16 protein-coding genes and 2 pseudogenes are annotated in these 18,767 nt (G+C 44.4%); 9 read left to right on the top strand and 9 right to left on the bottom strand.

What is annotated here, in order from left to right; translation table 11 throughout:
* Positions 1-17 precede the first annotated feature (17 nt).
* The 5 genes from NSQ58_RS12845 to NSQ58_RS12825 all read right to left on the bottom strand — a co-directional run bounded on the left by NSQ58_RS12845 (position 18) and on the right by NSQ58_RS12825 (position 4,388).
* On the bottom strand, positions 18-1,502 hold the full coding sequence (locus tag NSQ58_RS12845; RefSeq protein ID WP_341057560.1) for an alpha-N-arabinofuranosidase: 1,485 nt from the start codon (positions 1,500-1,502) through the stop codon (positions 18-20).
* Positions 1,503-1,822: 320 nt separating this feature from the next.
* A complete protein-coding gene (locus NSQ58_RS12840) occupies positions 1,823-2,101 on the bottom strand; it encodes a hypothetical protein (RefSeq protein WP_023989282.1) in 279 nt (92 codons plus the stop codon).
* A gap of 96 nt (positions 2,102-2,197) precedes the next feature.
* Positions 2,198-2,518, bottom strand: coding sequence for a hypothetical protein (locus NSQ58_RS12835; protein WP_023989283.1), 321 nt, complete (start codon positions 2,516-2,518; stop codon positions 2,198-2,200).
* Between the two features lie 72 nt (positions 2,519-2,590).
* Positions 2,591-3,535 (bottom strand): Gfo/Idh/MocA family protein, encoded by a 945-nt coding sequence (locus tag NSQ58_RS12830; RefSeq protein ID WP_053325706.1) that lies wholly within the window; start codon positions 3,533-3,535, stop codon positions 2,591-2,593.
* A gap of 163 nt (positions 3,536-3,698) precedes the next feature.
* Positions 3,699-4,388, bottom strand: coding sequence for a TerC family protein (locus tag NSQ58_RS12825; RefSeq protein WP_023989285.1), 690 nt, complete (start codon positions 4,386-4,388; stop codon positions 3,699-3,701).
* Between the two features lie 351 nt (positions 4,389-4,739).
* On the opposite strand from NSQ58_RS12825, the gene NSQ58_RS12820 reads away from it, so the two are divergent.
* On the top strand, positions 4,740-5,357 hold the full coding sequence (locus NSQ58_RS12820) for a TVP38/TMEM64 family protein (RefSeq protein ID WP_023989286.1): 618 nt from the start codon (positions 4,740-4,742) through the stop codon (positions 5,355-5,357).
* A gap of 170 nt (positions 5,358-5,527) precedes the next feature.
* On the top strand, positions 5,528-6,499 hold the full coding sequence (gene msrA / locus NSQ58_RS12815; protein WP_023989287.1) for a peptide-methionine (S)-S-oxide reductase MsrA: 972 nt from the start codon (positions 5,528-5,530) through the stop codon (positions 6,497-6,499).
* 105 nt (positions 6,500-6,604) lie between these two features.
* On the opposite strand, the gene NSQ58_RS12810 is transcribed toward msrA, so the two are convergent.
* Positions 6,605-7,408, bottom strand: coding sequence for a lipid II flippase Amj family protein (locus tag NSQ58_RS12810; protein ID WP_023989288.1), 804 nt, complete (start codon positions 7,406-7,408; stop codon positions 6,605-6,607).
* A gap of 151 nt (positions 7,409-7,559) precedes the next feature.
* Here NSQ58_RS12810 and NSQ58_RS12805 point away from each other — a divergent pair, with 151 nt between their 5' ends.
* On the top strand, positions 7,560-7,949 hold the full coding sequence (locus NSQ58_RS12805; protein WP_341057558.1) for a DUF2188 domain-containing protein: 390 nt from the start codon (positions 7,560-7,562) through the stop codon (positions 7,947-7,949).
* 66 nt (positions 7,950-8,015) lie between these two features.
* On the opposite strand, the gene NSQ58_RS12800 is transcribed toward NSQ58_RS12805, so the two are convergent.
* A complete protein-coding gene (locus tag NSQ58_RS12800) occupies positions 8,016-8,720 on the bottom strand; it encodes a YitT family protein (RefSeq protein WP_023989290.1) in 705 nt (234 codons plus the stop codon).
* A gap of 463 nt (positions 8,721-9,183) precedes the next feature.
* Positions 9,184-10,073, bottom strand: a pseudogene (locus tag NSQ58_RS12795) (DMT family transporter).
* Positions 10,074-10,380: 307 nt separating this feature from the next.
* On the opposite strand from NSQ58_RS12795, the gene NSQ58_RS12790 reads away from it, so the two are divergent.
* From NSQ58_RS12790 to NSQ58_RS12765, 5 genes and pseudogenes are all read left to right on the top strand, one after another.
* Positions 10,381-10,782, top strand: coding sequence for a hypothetical protein (locus tag NSQ58_RS12790; protein ID WP_023989292.1), 402 nt, complete (start codon positions 10,381-10,383; stop codon positions 10,780-10,782).
* A gap of 223 nt (positions 10,783-11,005) precedes the next feature.
* The gene (locus tag NSQ58_RS12785; protein ID WP_341057556.1) at positions 11,006-11,698 is read left to right on the top strand and encodes a spore germination protein; all 693 of its coding nucleotides are present in this window, start codon (positions 11,006-11,008) and stop codon (positions 11,696-11,698) included.
* Positions 11,699-11,730: 32 nt separating this feature from the next.
* Positions 11,731-12,471, top strand: coding sequence for a spore germination protein (locus tag NSQ58_RS12780; RefSeq protein ID WP_445671669.1), 741 nt, complete (start codon positions 11,731-11,733; stop codon positions 12,469-12,471).
* Positions 12,464-13,662, top strand: a pseudogene (locus NSQ58_RS12770) (GerAB/ArcD/ProY family transporter). The gene NSQ58_RS12780 and the pseudogene NSQ58_RS12770 overlap by 8 nt, the downstream one beginning before the upstream one ends.
* Positions 13,550-14,671, top strand: a complete 1,122-nt coding sequence (locus NSQ58_RS12765) for a Ger(x)C family spore germination protein (protein ID WP_023989293.1) — start codon at positions 13,550-13,552, stop codon at positions 14,669-14,671. The pseudogene NSQ58_RS12770 and the gene NSQ58_RS12765 overlap by 113 nt, the downstream one beginning before the upstream one ends.
* A gap of 14 nt (positions 14,672-14,685) precedes the next feature.
* On the opposite strand, the gene NSQ58_RS12760 is transcribed toward NSQ58_RS12765, so the two are convergent.
* A complete protein-coding gene (locus NSQ58_RS12760; protein WP_341057552.1) occupies positions 14,686-17,211 on the bottom strand; it encodes a transglycosylase domain-containing protein in 2,526 nt (841 codons plus the stop codon).
* Between the two features lie 216 nt (positions 17,212-17,427).
* On the opposite strand from NSQ58_RS12760, the gene NSQ58_RS12755 reads away from it, so the two are divergent.
* The gene (locus tag NSQ58_RS12755) at positions 17,428-18,696 is read left to right on the top strand and encodes a DNA polymerase IV (protein WP_341057551.1); all 1,269 of its coding nucleotides are present in this window, start codon (positions 17,428-17,430) and stop codon (positions 18,694-18,696) included.
* The last annotated feature ends 71 nt before the right edge of the window (positions 18,697-18,767 follow it).

The raw sequence follows: 18,767 nt of genomic DNA, 5'->3' as shown, positions 1-18,767 counted from the left end.
ACCACAACCCAGCTTTTTTACGGAGCAATTGTCAGCATCACTACCGACATTGGTGGCAGTGTAACATCCAAATGCTGACCTTGCAGCTGATAGGATGTGAAAGCTTCCTTTTTCACACGCTCTGGCTGATCAAACGTATTATGTGCCTGCATATCGTCGCTGGCAAGAACAACACCGCTGATCTTTTTAACCTCTTCCAGTCCTCTTAGCTCCAAACTCAAGTTTGCCGACTCGCCCGGATGGATGTTGCAAAAGCTAATATGAATATTGTCATCCTGCGCCTTGGAGGCGGACACGCTTACTTGTGGGATGGAATCCCCATCATATTCATAATCGCCCACCTTTACATGAACAGCCAGTGCTTGTGCATCCTGATGCACCTTAAACATTTCAAATATATGGTATGTCGGCGTCAACAGCATAGCAGGGCCTTCGGTCAGAATCATGGCCTGTAAAACATTGACCATTTGAGCGATATTCGTCATCTGTACTCGGTCATGGTGATTATGGAAAATGTGTAGGTGCAGCCCAGCTACCAGCGCATCGCGCATCGTGTTTTGCTGATACAGGAAGCCCGGATTGGTCCCCGGCTCAGTCAGGAACCAGGTTCCCCATTCATCGACGATCAGTCCGACCCTTTTGTCAGGATCATATTGGTCCATAATGGCTGAATGACGAGTAATCAATTCATCCATATGCAATGATTTTTTCATCGTCTCGAACCATTCCGCTTCATCAAAGCCGAGTGCTTGCCGTTTCCCTTCCCAGTTTCCCGGGATCGTATAGTTATGCAGGCTCAAACCGTCCATAAGATGCCCAGCTTCACGCATTAACACTTCGGTCCAACGATAATCATCCACATTCGCCCCCCCTGCAATCCGATAAATGCGGTTCTCGCCATAGTTACGGACATATGTCTGATAGCGGCGATACAGGTCGGCATAATATTCTGGGCGCATGTTACCGCCACAACCCCAGTTTTCGTTACCCACTCCAAAATATTTGAGCTTCCATGGTTTCTCACGACCGTTTTCCTGACGCCATGCAGCCATAGGGGACTCTCCATCGAAGGTCATGTACTCTACCCACTCCGACATTTCCTGAACTGTACCACTGCCGACATTTCCACAAATATAAGGCTCTGCATCTAACAGTTCGCACAATTGAAAAAACTCATGTGTGCCAAAATGATTATTTTCAACCACACCGCCCCAATGCGTATTTACCATTCTCTTACGGTTTTCTTTTGGTCCGATACCATCTTTCCAATGATATTCATCGGCAAAACAGCCTCCCGGCCAGCGCAATACAGGAATGTTCAGCTTTTTCAGGGCTTCCACTACATCATTTCGAATTCCGTTTGTGTTTGGAATCGGTGAGTCCTCTCCAACCCATATGCCTTCATAAATGCAACGTCCAAGATGCTCAGCAAATTGTCCATAAATATTTTTATTAATAATGCCTTGTTTCCAATCGGTATTAACAACAATAGAACCCTTCACAACAAACCCTCCCCAAAATATTAAGATTGTTGGAACACCCTTACGAATGTTTGCGCTTTCATTTTTGGTCTAAATATCACTCATACCACCGATCTTCTTCCGATCTTAATTTTTACGCAACATCACATCTAGAAAATATTAATATAAATATTAATAATTAAATAAAAACATTTCACGTGTTTAATATATTTTATTGCCTACTTTTTGTCAATCGTTAAGAAAAGGTCCAATCAAACCAAAAAGCCTGCCATTAGGGCAGACCAAGGTATGACTACTTTAACCCGTAATCCAAGTTCAGCCGAGCCTGAGCATTGTATCTTTTAGGCTGTTCCTATCCAGCGTGAACCATGGTAACTGGGACAATTTTGAGCTGCCGCCAAAGCACGTACACGAACAATACTTCCGCTGATGCCACATGTATGCCCGGACATTAACTCTTCACATTGTGAGCAGGCCAACAGTCTGGCTTCGTACACTTCATCGTTTACACATTCCATTTTGGGTCTCATGTTGGTTAGAATTCTGGTAATTTGCTCTTCCGATATCGAGATATCTCTTTCACAGCCTTTACAGGTACTTGGCATAGGTATATCTTCCATCGTAAGCTTACCCTCCCCATCAACAATGTCTTAAGTAAATACAGTGAGTCCATGATGCCATAAATGACAACAGTATATTGTTTATTCTGGCTAGCCCTATTTCCGTTCCGACGAAAGGCTGGCAGCCGCCTCAGATACGACCATCGCCAAGTCCTCATTTCCGAACATGGACAGTACCCCTAATACCGTATCCAGCGGAATATCACCCGCTTCTTCACGCGATACAGTCAACTTGCGTACTCGTAGCAGACGCTCGTTACTATCCTGATGCGGATACGCTACACGATATAATTCCTCTGGCTCCAACCCGTGATTGATACACCATTGCGCAAATACAAGGATCATCATATCTTCTTCTTGCTTATAATTTTCAATGATGGCTTCTTCTAGCTGTTTACCACGGTTATCTTCTTCCATTCATTCATTTCTCCTTCAACCTAATTCTTGATGTCTGTCTGGACTGTTAAGATCACGTTCGGACGTTCCATATTAAACACTCAAACGGCTGATCAGTTCGTCAGCCAGCATATGGCTTTCCAATACTTTTCCAGCCCGTACAGCACACTCCTCCGGACGATGAATATGCTCCAGAAAATGATTCACGACTCCGGTGAATCCCCGTCTTTCCAAAATCGTATCCCAGCTTCCAAATGTTTGCGTTAGTGGTGAATGATTTTTTTGCATAAAAACAGCCTGTTCCATATTTATTACTTCAACAGACCGTCCTGCCCCGTGAAGCTCCAGCTTCTCTATGTCAGCCCCTGCCTGTCTACTCATACTGTAGCTTCCGGTAGCATTCCCCAAACGTACGGTCCCGAACGCAGCATCCATATATCCATCACTCGTCGTATTCATACTACTATGCAGCAGCTCATAATCATCGCCACCCAACCACAAAAGCAAATCAAGCATGTGAATTAAATCATCATAAACCGTCTGTGCCGCCGGTCCTCGATCATATCCAGTACGGTGTTTAATGGCCGCACATTGACTGAATCCACCTGCTTCCTCTAACCATGCTTTAGCAGCTACATAATGCGGGGCAAAACGTCGATTAAAGCCTACCGCCAGCAGCACGGCCTGCGCTTCCGCAAAAGCGGTCATTTCCAGATTCTGACGAACATCATAGGACAACGGTTTATCCACATACACAGCAATCCCTTTTTCAATACACGCCATAACTAGATCAAAATGAGCTTCGGTCGCGGCATGTATAAATACAGCTTCCGGTTCCCATGCTAGCATCTCCTTCACATCAGTCGTTCCTCTTGGCAACCTATATTGCTCCATAATGGAACTCACCGGCTCCTGTGAACGGTTCATGACACCTACAATGTCTACACCTTGGTGTGCTGCCAGTAACGGTAAGTATACTTTTCGAGCAATACCACCCAGTCCTGCAATAGCTACCCTTGTCTTCGTTTGCTTGTCCATTTCGCTCCCACCTTTAATCACTCATTCATCTGTTGTCTAGTTTACATGGAAGTCTGCTGACAAGCAAAGAAAAGAGACTGCTCCGGGTCCAGTTGGACCTAACAGAACAGCCTCTACGGCATGAATGTTCAGCTTCAGCTAAGTTTACTTAATGTAAGTTAGCTTAGGCGTGCTGCGCTTGCTTTCTTGTTTTTTCACTTTTAATTTTTTTAACACGCATCCCAATGGCTACAACCAGAACCACAACCAGAACCTCAAAGCCGTATTTAATGACCCCGTTCATAAACCAGTGTGCAATCAGCGGTTCCGCCACCACCATTTTGGCGGCAGTGTAAGCCAGTACAGCAGCACCAATCGTAATAACTACTGGGTAACGTTCAGTCAGCTTCAAGATAATCGTACTTCCCCACACCATGATTGGAACGGAGATTGCCAGACCCAGTATAACAAGCAGCATGTTTCCATGAGCTGCTCCCGCAACAGCAAGTACATTGTCGAGGCCCATCATCGTATCCGCGATAATAATCGTGCGGATCGCTGCCCACATTTGATTCGTAGCTGAAATTTCATGTTTTTTCTCTTCGACCAGCAGCTTATAGGCAATATAGATAAGTGCGAGTCCCCCAATCAAACGCAATCCATAAATTTGCAATAAATACGTGACCAGCACTGTAGCAATCACACGAATGATGACCGCTCCGACCGTCCCCCAAATAATGACCTTCTTTTGATTGGCCTTATCAACATTGCGAGCCGCCAAACCGATTACGATGGCATTGTCACCAGCTAGCACCAGATCAATGATAATGATGGATACTAATGCGGTTAAAAACTCAATTGACAAAAAATCCATACGTTTCTCCCACCTTTTTTATTTATTTGTTATACTGTACATAGTTCAGCGCTTTATACTAAAAAAGCGCCATTTCACGGAATCCGGAAACGGCGCTTGACCCAAATTTGGCATCAAAAAAAGACCATTTACCCGGATTCCTAAAATCCTGGCAAAGGTCTCGCTTACAACATTACGTTGCCAATAAAGCCGGGGATTAAAAATCCCGTAATGACGACTTTACTCGTTGAGCTACTCCCCTTTGGGAACTATTCTATTAGTGGCAGTATAGCACACATTATTGGGAATGTGAACCCTATTTTTTTCTGTATAAGCGATAAGCCGAACAGGGATATTGAAAGAGGTATGTAAATGAAAAAATGGCTACTCGTCGCGGCTTATGTTTCGCTGCTTTGCATCGCGTTTATCTACAGATATGATTGGCTCGCCTGGGCGGACAAGCAAACCTCCTTTCCAGTTCTGCTACTGCTCGCATTTTTATTCGCGTTAATACCGTTTGTGCCGTACAAGCTGATTATCGCTTCTATTGCTTATGCCGCAGGCCCCTGGCAAGGTGCTCTGATCTGCTGGCTGGGCACTACCTTGGCTGCGCTGGTCGTTTATAGTGCCGTACGTACCCTGTTCCGTGACAAAGGACGTGCCTATTTGGAGCGGGTTCCCGCATTGGAGCGCTTCAATCGGGTCATGGAGAGGGAGCCTTTTGCTGCTGTGCTGCTGGCTCGCCTGATTCCGGTCATCCCCCAGGCAGCGGTAAATGTATACGCTGGAGTAGCAGGGTTTCCGTTCTGGAGCTTTATCCTAGGTACAGCTATTGGCAAGCTTCCCGCAATTGCGGTGTATGCTTATGCAGGCGGCACCTTTGCAGAACATCCAATCACCGGTTTGCTCATTTTGGTGCTATATACTGCACTGGTGGGCGGCGGCTTTATACTCTACCGAAAAAGGCTTCAACGCGCCAATAGAATATAATGCGATAGTTTGCCACCGTCTCTTTCGTTGCGATTTTTGAGGACAGAGCCAGTTACACTGCTGTTTGGTTTCTGACGTTTCGTTGGATTTTGCAAAAATCTCGTATATAATTTAATTGTAAGCTATTTAAATAACAACTAATTAAACATTCTCAGATTGGAGTGACAAATATGAGCACCAACAATCCACACACAGTAGAAAAAGCAACTTTTGCAGGTGGCTGCTTCTGGTGCATGGTTTCCCCTTTTGAGGAATTACCCGGTATTTTGAAGGTTAGATCTGGATACACAGGGGGACATACCGAAAATCCTACCTATGAAGAGGTGTGTTCTGAAACAACGGGACATGTGGAAGCCGTACAGATTACATTTGACCCACAAGTTTTCCCGTATGAAAAACTGTTGGAGCTATTCTGGCAGCAGATTGATCCGACGGATGAAGGTGGACAGTTCCACGATAGGGGTTCATCCTACCAAACGGCTATTTTCTATCATAATGAAGAGCAACGAATCAAGGCAGAAGCGTCTAAAGAAGCTTTGGCTCAAAGTGGCCGCTTCGACAAGCCCATTGCTACACCGATCCTGCCTGCGGCCACTTTTTATGAAGCAGAAGAATATCATCAGGACTATCATAAGAAGAACCCCGCTCATTACAAGCGCTACCGCAAAGGTTCGGGACGTGAAGATTTTATCGAGCAAAATTGGTCCGGCAAGGTTGATAAATCCGATCTTAAAGATCGGCTGACGCCTATTCAATACGAAGTAACACAAAAAAACGCGACCGAGCGCCCTTTTCAAAATGAGTTTTGGGATCATGAAGGTGAAGGCATTTACGTGGATATCGTATCAGGAGAGCCTTTGTTCAGTTCATTGGACAAATTTGACGCAGGTTGCGGTTGGCCCAGCTTTACCCGTCCATTGCGCAGCTACAATGTCAAAGAAAAAACTGATCTCAGCCATTTTATGATCCGTACCGAGGTGCGAAGTCGTGAAGCTGACTCCCATTTAGGGCACGTATTCGATGATGGTCCTGGTCCAGATGGTTTGCGTTATTGCATAAATTCCGCCGCGCTCCGCTTTGTGCCTCAAGAAGACTTGGAACGTGAAGGATACGGAGCATATAAGTCATTATTTGAACAGTAAATAGCCATGGAATCATTGGGGCTGACCCGCGATCTATCTTTAATAGATGATCACGGGCCAGCCTTTTTTGGGATGTGGCAGCACATCATTACGTAAGCTAGCCATTTAACTCATTACCCATCCAAGCCAAATGGCTAGCGGTACTAGCAATAGCTGGGCTAATAAAGTACCTGCCAAGCGCGAGATGATCATCCAGCCGTACATGCTGTTCATCCGAGTTAAGGGTAGCTCCCCTCGTAGCGTTTTCTCCGACAGAACCGCCAATCTTGGATCAATTAACAAGGTTAATAATACCGTTGCGACGCCATTGATTAGACCTGACGACATTGACATTGCTGTACCTTGAGCAGGCCACAGGAATGATGCATATAAAGCAGATACTACTCCTGTTGTATAAATCGCAGTGACAGCTATATTCAGAATAATTAGACGCTTGGGTATCGCTCCACTAATCAGTGAAGTAAGCATTGACCAGGTGGGGCGCTTTATGTAGTAGCCTGCATGTTTCCAGCGACTTCGCAGCATTAAATGACGCACCAAAGCCGGAATAGATCCGGTATGCTCCAAATGCACAATCCATCTGGCTGACATGCGTACCACTGTTGGATACAGTAATATAGCAAGCATAGTTCCAACGGTTGCTGCCAGCAGTACCCCATGCATATATAGTTCCAGTCTAATATCCGTTCTGCCCACTTGTGTTGCAGCTTTAGCCTGATCGACCATCCCTCCAAGTAAAGGCCCCTGCGCCATGTTAGAGGTGCGTGAAACCAACAGCAGCATCCCCGCAACGGTTAACGCCAATCCAATCCGACGCGCTCGCAAACCACCAAGCCGAAGAGCATAGGACAAGCTATCTGTAGTATGAATGATGATAGTCAGCAAAAAAACAAAACCCCAGGCAAGCAAATACTTCACTCCTTTTTCTGGTATTCTGCACACCATTATACGCTTTTTCTCAAGATACATTTTACAATATATTCATTTTTTTGATTTCCGTTTGTTTAAGCCGACAACGGGTAATACATAATACATCATCTGTTATAAGGAGTGTGCAACTATGCCTTGGAACAAACATGATTACCCTCCATCCATGAAAAACCTGGAGCCTCGTGTGCGAGAAAAAGCCGTCGATATTGCTAACGCCCTACTCCGTGACGGCTATGAAGAAGGGCGCTCGATTGCGATTGCCACTTCCCAAGCCGAGGAATGGAACGAAAATCTGCACAACCATCATTCCGCTTCTTCCGATGCAAAGGAACCCATTCATGTGGTGCCGCACGAGGATCGCTGGGCAATCAAAGAAGAGGGACACAACCAGCCCATTTCAACCTTTAAACACAAAAATGAGGCGATTGACGAAGCTCAAAGTTTTGTAGAACACCAACAGATTTCTGCAATTATTCATGACCGGAATGGACGCATTCATTCAACTTTAAAGCCTTCCTGATAGAAGCTGAATACAGCGAAAGGGTGTTACGTAAGAAGATTTCTCTCCTGACGTAACACCCTTTCCTTATTGACGAAGGCTGTGGACGACCGGCACTGTTTTGGCAACCACCTTTTTAGCGGGAATAGCCGCTGGCAGTACCTTTTTCACAGGTCGGTGCAGTTGGAACGTGGTCGTCCATGTAATTATTTTTCCGGCAAGCCACACAGCCAGTATTGTAAACATTGTTTCCTTCATAGGCAGATACAACAATGATAATCCCAGTACGATGATGTCACTGACAATAAACACGTTGCCGATTTTCCACCCGCGCCACTCACTGATCAGCAGAGATAAGATATCATCGCCCCCGGTTGCTCCACCGAATCGCAGTACGATTCCGGCTCCCAAACCTGTAAGCACCCCACAAAGTAGAGCAGCTATCAGCAGATTTCCATGTAGATCTATAACCAGAGTCGAATACTTCTCAAATCCTGCATAAAACAGTGAAAAAGCGATGGCTCCGATTAACGCAAGCAGCATAAATCTTCTGCCCTTCAGTACCCATGCCAGCAATATGACGGGAATATCAAGCAGCAACATACTCCATGCTGGAGATATGCCAAACGCGTAATGTCCCAGCAGGGCCAAGCCTGCAAATCCGCCTTCTGACAAATGATTTTGAGCATTAATGTGATAATACGTAAAAGCTAAAATGCATGTTCCGAGCAACATGACAGCAATCTGTCTCAGTGCTCCATTGTTCACGATAGATTCGTAAGTTTTCCTCATACAGGCTCCCTCGGTTTCTCGTAAGTTTAGATGTGGATGAACCCACTCTTACGGAAGCTACCGGGTAAGATGTGCCTGGAGGACTTGGTCCTTCGCATGTACAATCCCCTCTTCCGCAGAGTTGGCTTTCGCAACTTGACGTTACTCCGCGGAAAAGCTAAGTATAAGACAGATCAAATCGTTTCCAAATCGTCCTTTGGGGAAGTATCCTTCGGGGACACATGGTATCCTGATCCTTTCTTTTGTGGAATAAAACTCCGACATTTCTGTGGTACATATAATTCTATAATTTATTATACCACACCTTGTCACCTGCTAAACAGCTTGCTTTTTTGCTGCACCATATTTTATTTTATGTGTGAGCATGCTTTATTGTATGTGCGAATTAACGCATTATACCGTAGGTTTGGCGAATGCACATTTAATATAATAACCAAAGCGTATTTTATTTCTGTTTAGATTATTATCCACTTAATTTGGCGGTTCTACGCTGGTTGGCCATAAACACGCCTTCAAGTATAAGGACCAGCCCGGTCAGAACGTTCCAGCCGATATGTTCATTCAAGAGCAAAAAGCCCCATACGATGGCACTTACTGGTACAAAATACGTCACCGAAGAAGCAAATTCCGCACTCCCCCGCAAAATCATGTAGTTGAACAAAATATATGCTACCCCTGATCCCAAAACTCCCAGTCCTATAAGAGAACCCAATACACCTGGGTCAGAAACAATCGACAAATCAGGTCTCTCCACAATTGCCATCATAATGCCACCCCCTACCGCAGCACCAAACAGTGTCGAAAAAGTAGCCTGATACATGGAAAGATTGGAGAGAAAACGTTTGGAGAGCTGTGTTCCAAATCCGTAGCAGAGAGTCGCAAGCAGCATACATCCAAAACCCACAGGATCAACAGAAATAATAGATGCAGGATTAATACCCAATAAAATAATGATTCCTACAAAAGCGAGACCCATTCCTAACCACTGCATTCGATGAAAAATAGCCCCGAAAAAACAAGCCCCACCAACATGGTCCATATTGGCGTGGTGGCATTCAATACAGAAGCCATGCTGCTAGCTATTCTGGTCTCGCTAAAACCGATCAATGTCCATGGCAAAACCATGTTGACCAAAGCTACCAGAATAACCGATTTCCACGGAATGCTTTTGATTTTAAACGGCCTGCGCATAAGTAGCATTAATAAGACGATAAAAATAAATCCAAAGCTGGATCTGAGAAATACAATCGTCCACGGCCCTACTTGATGTAGCAACAACACCTTGATAAACATAAACGAACCGCCCCAAATGAGGCTCAACAATAATAAAGCTGCATATAACGAACGTGACAATATGTATACCTTCTTTCTCCACTTTCTTAAGTTAAATAGTAAAGGCTGACCGCAGCCAGAACGATCTCTCCTTTTATGTAAGTTTTTATCCAATAGCTTAACATAAACTCTGTTTGACTGTCATTGGCGATAAACGCATGAATTCTTTACACAATGGCACATAGGATATCGCTCCCTACCACTTTTCCAATAATTGATGATTGCTTTAGTAATGGAAAAATTCCTATGATGAGGGAGGTATAAACAGAACATACGTTCTATATACTGATTATATATTGTATTCTTACTCGGAGTAAAGGAGATTTTTATGCCAAACCAAAAGACACTAAACCACAAGAATAAAGCTCCTTTGCCTTCTGAAGAAGACGCAGGGCTGATCAAGATCTGTGTACTTCTAACTCTTGTGCTGGATGTGCTGGAACGAGACATTCGTATTATAAATACCTCTCCTCTAAAAATGCCCGATTTGTATGTTCGTAGCCTGACTGGAGTACAACAGCGCGTAGCTGTTCAATTAGCAGAGACAAAGGCGCGAATGAAAACACTAGGGGTTAAAATTTACAGCGAAATCCGAAATCATGAAGGCATAGAGGTTTTGTATGTATGCCGCGGCTATCAAAGGCGTTTTTTCATGCTTTCATCCTTTGCCCGCAGCGAGGTCCGACGGAAACTGGGACATTATCTGGGAATTGACCCCACCCAAGATTAAGCCCCCTTGTAATCTCGTCTCTGGTTCTTGCACGATTAATTTTCATTCCCTGCAAAATAACCAACCCACCTCCCATTTATCAACCTAAATTAAATTCTAGTATAAAACTATTGCGTTACGTGAAGTGAAGGTGATTCGAGAATGGATAAGTCACCATATCATGGATAAACTCAATCCATTTGACACACATTATGCCTATCTCATCCAAAAAGGAGGTGCTCTCTTGGCTGGACATGACGCAGCTTCCGTTGAATTAAGTAGGAATGTTTCCTTTATTGAGCAAGCCCTTTTTTATACGGATGATTTAAAAAAGCAGGCGATTTCCGTTGACGGCAAAGACGGTATGCTGCTCTATATTGATTCGCTCGTAGATCAGGAGATGATTCAAACTCATATCCTGAGTGCCTTATATGAGAAAACCGATGCAGTCTCTCATCAAATGTTCACCACCTTAAGCAGTCAAAAAGACACCGACCTTCAAAATGCTGCCGATTCGCTTATTCAGGGATATTGCATTTTTATGATAAATGGAGCGGAAGAATTTTTTATCCTTTCTTCCGAAAAAACGTATGCTCGCAGTACGGACGAACCAGAAAACGAAGGGATTATTCGCGGACCGCACAATGGATTCATTGAGCAGTTATCCATCAATCTGAATCTGATTCGCAAACAAATTGTCACACCGTCACTGGTTGTACGCTACTTTTATGTGGGATCTAAAACCCGGACTAAAATCGCTATTGTCTATGTTCAAGACTTGGCTAATCCTGAGCTAGTGGAAGCAGTGAAAACGAGAATTAAAGCGATCTCCTCCGATATGGTGCTCCCCCCCCCGGTTTTATTCAAGAGTTTATTGAGGACAACCCTTTTTCCCTCTTCCCTCAACAGCTCAGCACGGAACGACCGGATCGTGTGACCGCCAATCTAATGGAGGGACGCATAGCGATTTTGGCTGAAGGTAGCCCAACTGCTCTAATAGCTCCCGTCTCTTTTTTTGCATTTTACCAAAGCCCAGATGATTATCACGGTCGTTGGATTATTAGTTCATTTCTAAGAACGATTCGAATGATGAGCTTTTTGATCGCTTTTACGCTACCTGCCATTTACATTGCGACAATTGCTTTTCATCCAGCTATTTTGCCATTAGAGCTGGCTCATACCATCAAAAAATCACTGGAAAACGTTCCATTCCCAGCGATTGTGGAGGCTATGCTGCTTGAATTGATCTTTGAGGTGCTACGAGAAGCCGGGGTTCGTCTACCCAGTCGGGTTGGTCAAACTATTGGAATCGTTGGCGGTCTCGTCATCGGAGATGCTATCGTTCGGGCTGGTCTCGTGTCGTATACGATGATCATCGTCGTCTCGTTAACAGCCATTTCTTCTTTTTTAGTGCCTTCTCATGAAATGAGCTCAGCGGTTCGTATCCTTCGTTTTCCGATGATGATTGCTGCAGCCTTGTTTGGATACATTGGCATTGCTTTCGGTTTACTTTTTCTTACCATCCACCTTTGCAAGCTGGAGACCTTTGGTACGCCCTACTTTGCTCCTCTTGCACCATTCCGGCTCGGTGATATGAAAGATGTTTTTATCCGCTTTCCGATTTGGACATTCCATCAGCGACCATATGATTCCCAAGCCCAAAAATTGAAGCAGCAGAACGACTCTAGGAGCTGGAAAAGACGTGAATAAAGAAAGTACCATTGCATCGGGTCAACTGTTTTTTCTCATCATTAAGTTTGAGATTGGCGTAGATATTTTGTCACTTCCCTATCAGATGCACCTTTCAGCTAAAGGAGGGGGTTGGATATCTGTCATTATTGGTGGCCTTTTGATTCAACTCATTATTTTGATGTGCTGGCTCCTGCTAAGACGTTTTCCCTCCTCTTCGATTTATCAAATATTAACCCAGATTACTGGTTCTGGATTGGAAAAGCATTGACTGTGGCTTACATTGCTTACTATCTGCTCATGGGTACCTCGGTTCTTGTGAACGCTTATGACGTCATTAATCGCTGGATGCTGCAATATACTCCCCGTTGGGCTATACTTGCCCTGTTTTTGTTCAGTAGCATATATCTGGTTCGCGAAAATTTAAGAACGATTGCCCGAGTACTTGTTTTAATTTCATTTCTGATTTTTCCCATGATGCTGTTAATTAGCTATGGTATAAAGCAGTCCAACCCGCTTTATCTGCTACCTCTGACTGAGGCGGGATGGCCCCGTATTATTGTCGGTTCAAAAGAAACGCTCCTAGCGATGTTTGGTTTTGAGTTCATTCTTGTCGTCTTTCCCATGGTTGAGGGCAAAAGTACAAGCAAGCTCAAGTCAATTCTGGCAGCTAACGCGATCGTGGTACTATTGTATTGTTTTACCGTATTTACCTGTACAACCGTATTCAGTCCCCAACAGCTTGAATTAATGCCGGAGCCAGTCATTTATTTGCTCAGATCCATTCCACTGGGGACGATGGATCGGGTCGATTTTATTTTTCTGCCGATTTGGCTCATTTCGATCTTTGGCGCTATAAGTGGATATTATTATGCGGCGTCTTACGGAATAAGCTATCTATTCAAGCAAAAAAGTCACAAAAAGGCGGTTCCCTTTGTTGTGCTCGCCTCATGTTGTATTGCCTATTTGCCTCAACGAAGAGAAGATTTCGAGCTTATTGGTTCCATAGCCAATAATTCTGCTTATATTTTCCTAATTGTGTTCCCTTTTCTGCTGCTGATCCTATCCTATCTCTTCAAAAAAAGGAGGGACCTGAAACATGAAAAAAAAGAGCAGAGCGCTTGGAATGCTAACTCTACTCATTTTTATAACAGGCTGCTGGGATCAGGACAATTTGAAGGATGCCCGATTGGCAAATGCATCGGCTTATGATCTCACTCCTGAAGGCATGTTGTTGCAAACGCTAGAGGTTGTAGACGATTCTCAAAGCAATCAAGGTAAAAGCACCAATGAAATTCACTCAGGCACCGGCCATTCCGTTCGGCAAAGTACAGACAAAATCCGAGCCAAAGTAACCGGGGATATCCGCTTTTTCAAATACGGAGTTATTCTGTATGGTACAAGCTTGGCCCGAAAAGATTTATATCCCTATCTGGATGTGCTGTATCGTGAGCCTGACCATCCGACTTCCCATGTCAAGGTAGCTATTGTAGATGGATTAGCTGGGGAAATAATAGATCAAAAAAGCATAGGTAGCCTCTTGATTGGCGAATTTATAACCAAAAAAATCAGAAGCCTTGAGGAAATGTGTATGTTCCCGGAAATGACACTGGAGACACTGCTCCCCCCAATGCTTGATCCGGGTCAAGATTTTGTACTCCCCTATCTTTCCAAAGAAGGAGAAGATATTACAGCACGTGGAATTGCCTTATTTCACGGACAAAAATTCACAGGAAGCCTAAGTAGTGAGCAAGGTGTTTTATATGTCTTAATGACTGGAAAGTGGAAAAATACAGCTCGCTTTGTAAAAAGGATACATCCCGGACCTGTCGGTGATGTGCAAAACTTTATTACGTATCAGGCTAAAATCCAGAATGTCAAACGTAGCCTTAAAGTGAACGTTCAGCGCGATGGACAAATTGATGTGGAGCTTAACCTAAAATTGCCTGTCGATATTGTTGAATATGCACGAAACCATCTTCAAGATAAAGCTAACGTACAGCGTCTGAACCGTCAACTTTCCGAAATCATGACCCAGGATGCGGAACAAATTATCCGTACACTTCAGGAAAATGGATGTGATGCCTTTGGCGTAGGCAGACAGTTGATCGCTCATTATCCAGCAGTATGGAAAAGTGTAGATTGGAATAAAGAATACCCCAATATCCGTTTTCATCCGCAGGTCACTGTAGACATTGTCGGGAACGGCATTTTAAACTAGGCCGTTCCTGCCGTTTAGTTTTTGGGTTGATCAGATATTATTTCAGGATAAATAACTTCGTCAGATTTGGTTTTTGGAGTCTCACTCTGGCTTTGTGATTCAGAAGGAGTCACCTGCTCGTTCTCAACAGAAGGTTGCGGAGTATCTGTAGATGGCAAATCTTTATTCTCATCAGGCATATCTATCTCTGTGTCTGCGTCAGGAACAGTAGGATCCGTTTCCTCTGGTGGAATTTTCTCTCGATCTATTGCAGGTACCTCAACCTCTGGGACTTCTTTTTCCTTGATATCTGGTTTAGATGGGACCACTGGTCTAGCAGAACGCGGAAGCTGTTCTCTTCCAACTTCGGTAGGCACATACTTTTGATTAAACCAGTCAGTCACGAGTTGACCCGATTGACGGGAATAACGCCCTGGCAGCTTACCTGTAAGGCTAGAAACCGTAACTCTTACAACACCTTCCGGCCGTATAAAGTGCTTATTCTTAAAAAGCTCAGGCTGGTCCTTGACCGCCTCATTCATGATCAGTGCCCACACTGACTGTGCTCTGGAATGGCCTTCTTGAGATAATGTATTAACCTGTTGGCGGTAACCAGCCCAGACGCCTAGTGTAACGTCAGGTGTGTACCCCATAAACCACACATCACCAAAGTTTTGTGTCGTACCGGTTTTACCGGCGATATCAATGGCACCGTAGCTTTTAAAAGCATTTTGCAGGCGTTTGCCGGTTCCCCTCGGATCTGATATAACCGTTTTGAGCATATCCGTCATCAAAAATGCGGTTTGCTGCGAATATACACGCTTCGTCTGCGGTTTAAATTCATATACGATCTTCCCGTTGGCATCCGTAATTTTGCTGATCAGATGAGGTGCATTATATACACCCATATTGGGAATCGTTCCATATGCTGCGGTCAGTTCCTCGACGGATACCCCTTTGCTTAGTCCACCCAAAACCCCTGTCTGAGCATGTTCATCCTGCGGCTGAATCGTCGTAATTCCAAGAGAACGCACAAAATTCCAAGCATTTGGAATTTTAACTTCATATAGGAACAGCCTCAGCGCAGGGATGTTGATTGACCGATTGAGTGCTTCACGGGCTGTCATAAGCCCCTCGTACCGTCTGTTATAATTTTTAGGAATATGATAACCTTTACGCCCGTCTTTCAATATGATTTGTGAATCATCAATAAGACCGGCTGGCTGAGTGTAGCCCTTTTCCAAAGCAGGTAAATAAGCAGCAATAGGCTTCATGGCAGAACCAGGCTGACGTGTCATTTGAGTTGCATAGTTCATTTGCTCGGTATTAAAATCCCTGCCCTCGATCATACCGAGTATAGCCCCTGTTTTATGATCAATCATGATTGCTGCAATCTGCTCTAATCCCTTCTTCTTACTGTATGGAGAAAAATTTTGTGGATTGGCTGCAATCTGCCGCATATTGTTATAAATTTTCTTATTTATCGTTGTATAAATTCGATAGCCGGACCGTTGCAACTCTTCTCGCGTATTTTGAAGAAGCTCGGCATGCTCAGGCTTGGAAATCTCGGCTGCCGTGATATCGGGATTTTGCTGGAGCGCTAACAATTGGGCGGCTTCCCGCTCTGTCTCCAGCATCAAATAAGGGAATGTGTTATAACTTTTTTCGCGATGTGGCGCAAGAGTGGCTTTCACATCAAATTGAAGCGCCTCGTTATATTCGGATAGCGTAAGTTTACCTGTTGCCAGCATTCTTCCCAACACGACACGTTGGCGCTCCATCGCTTTATTGAAGCCTTCTTCATCGAAGTTCCCTTTACCATCAAAAGCGGAATAAACAGATGGCAGTTGCGGGAGACCTGCCAAATAAGCCGCCTGAGCAATATGAAGCTTATGTAGATCACTTACATTGAAAATCCCTAACGAAGCAGACTTGATTCCATATAAATTGTAACCAGCGGAACCATTACCAAAAGGCATTTTGTTTAAGTAAGCCGTTAATATTTTATCCTTGCCCATAAACCGCTCCATACGCAGTGCCAGCAGCATTTCCTTCACCTTGCGACTGTCCGTCTTATCCAGACTGAGAAAAACCCTTCGGGCTACCTGCTGCGTCAGTGTGCTGCCGCCTGTTTGGCGGTTTTCATTCAAAAGCTTCTGCTTAACGGCACGAGCAGTTCCCTTTAAATCCACACCACGATGCTCATAAAATTGGCTGTCTTCCGTTGAAATGAGGGCGTCCACAATAGACTGAGGAACATCCTTCAGATCAACGAGCTGTCGATCCTCCTCCATGCGCATTCTTCCAACCGGAGTTACCTGATCATTAAAAAATACAAAGCTGGTCAGAGCGTTCTCATTTACCTTTTCATATATCAACTGACGTGATCGTACAGGTTCATCATGAACCAGTGCCGCCACATAACCGGATATAAGACCTCCAGCAAACAGCACTCCAAGTACACCCGCAAACGAGAACCACTTGATATTAATCAGCAAAACTCTGCCAAAAATACGCCACCTACTGCGTTTTTGAGATGATGGTCGACGTTTTGGGTTCATAAAAATGGTTTTCTCCCCTCAATATTCATTCATTTCCACTTGTTTTTGCTCAAGATATTATGATACGCCATGTTAGGTTTTCCGTAAACTGTAACGTTCCAAAAAATACATTTGTATTAAGAACACTTGTTCTGTATATAATACTACTATAAGAGTATACATTCAAGAATATTTTGGAAGGATGATCCACACATATCAGGAGAGGAGGTCGGATTTTTGAAGGAACGCAGAAATAGAACCATATTCTTATCGGACTGCCAAAGTTTTTATACCAGCATTGAAAAAGCAGATGATCCCAAATACCAACATAAGCCACTCGTTGTGGCCGGTGACCCTGCACTTCGTTCAGGCATTATTTTAGCTGCGTGTCCGCTGGCCAAAAAATACGGTATATCTACAGCAGAACGTCTGGGAGAAGCGGTGAAAAAATGTCCTGACCTTATCATTGTACGCCCACGTATGCAGCATTATATCGATGTCTCATTAAAAATAACAGAAATCTATAATGAATATACGGATTTGGTTGAGGTTTTCAGCATTGATGAACAGTTTCTGGATATGAGCGGAAGCCTCTCCCTGTTCGGGGATCCGGTGAGTATTGCAAGTGAAATTCAGCAAAAGGTACTGGCACAAACAGGAGTATGGATTCGAATTGGCATCGGCTCCAACAAAATGCTAGCTAAAACCGCAACAGATATATGGGCTAAAAAAAATGACAGTGGCATTTTCTTGTTGCCTACATCCGATATTGCAGCGTTGCTGTGGCCTCAGCCAGTACGTCTTATGTTCGGCATCGGTTCGCGCATGGAACGGCATTTGGAGAAGCTTGGACTACACACCATTGGAGATATTGCACGTACTCCCTTACCCCGGCTACAGGACAGATTCCGGTCTCATTTCGGCAAGCAGTCCGATATTCAGGCAGAGGTGATATGGCGAACTGCTAACGGGATCGATCACAGCCCGGTCAAGCCGGAAACATTTAATACACCTCCCAAATCCATCGGTCATATGATGACTCTTCCCCGCGACTATCTCCAGCCTGCGGAAGTGGAAACCATCCTGCTTGAACTAACAGAGGAGGTGTGTCGGGACGCCCGTCGCAAAGGATATATGGGCTCGGTTGTGACTGTTCATTGTATATGCAGTCCCTACGAGGCACCAACCGGATTCTCCCGACAAATGAAGATACCCGATCCTACAAACCATACCCAAAAGGTATATGAAACCGTTAAAAAAATCTTTTATACTTTTTGGAATCATATGCCCGTGAAGCGCGCAGGGGTTACTTTAAGCGGATTGGTGGATGATCAACTGTATCAGCTGGATTTTTTTGAGGATCAGGAGCGATCCCGTGCTTTGGAAAAGGTGACGGACACTTTAAAGGATCGGTACGGTCAGTCCATCATCATGCGCGCATCGTCGTTAACAGATGCCGGACAGGCCATGGAACGGTCTATCAAAATTGGCGGTCATTACAAATAAAAGTCTCATGATAAGCACACACTAGCTATTGCCCGGGGAATGAACTAATACAAACCAAAAAGGATCGCCTG

Source organism: Paenibacillus sp. FSL M7-0134, assembly GCF_038007865.1.
Lineage (GTDB): Bacteria > Bacillota > Bacilli > Paenibacillales > Paenibacillaceae > Paenibacillus > Paenibacillus polymyxa_B.
The sequence above is the reverse complement of the archived record's forward strand: the minus strand, read 5'-3'. Positions and strand labels throughout refer to the sequence as shown.